This is a genomic window from uncultured Jannaschia sp. (genome assembly GCF_947494025.1).
Classification (GTDB): Bacteria; Pseudomonadota; Alphaproteobacteria; order Rhodobacterales; family Rhodobacteraceae; genus Jannaschia.
On record NZ_CANLTQ010000176.1, the window covers coordinates 1 to 302 of the forward strand.

A 302-nucleotide genomic window follows, 5' to 3' on the forward strand; every position below is an offset into this window, starting at 1 on the left:
TCGTTCCCGTAGACACCGGCATCGTCGTAGCGATCAGTCGGGACTCTCCGACCGGCCGAGTTCGGTCTCGGGTTTCGATTCGAACCCATCGCCAGCCAGGCGACACCAATCCCGATCAGGACGAGGGGGATCGGATTGGCCTTGGCGTTGCGCGCCAGGGTGTCGAGATGCCGGCGCCCGTCGCCGCGGAAGTATGCAATCCCCTGCTCGACGAGCGCGTCCGGGCTAAGCCGGGCTTCGAGGCTGTCGATGGACCCGGCGAGGTTCGCACGGGCCGCCTCGACGTCACGCTCGGCCTCGCG

At 67.9% G+C, this 302-nt stretch carries 1 protein-coding gene; it reads right to left on the minus strand.

What is annotated here, in order from left to right; all coding sequences use genetic code 11:
* Positions 1 to 302: DUF3618 domain-containing protein (locus tag Q1B08_RS21840; protein ID WP_299823605.1), on the minus strand; the 302-nt coding region annotated here is incomplete at both ends.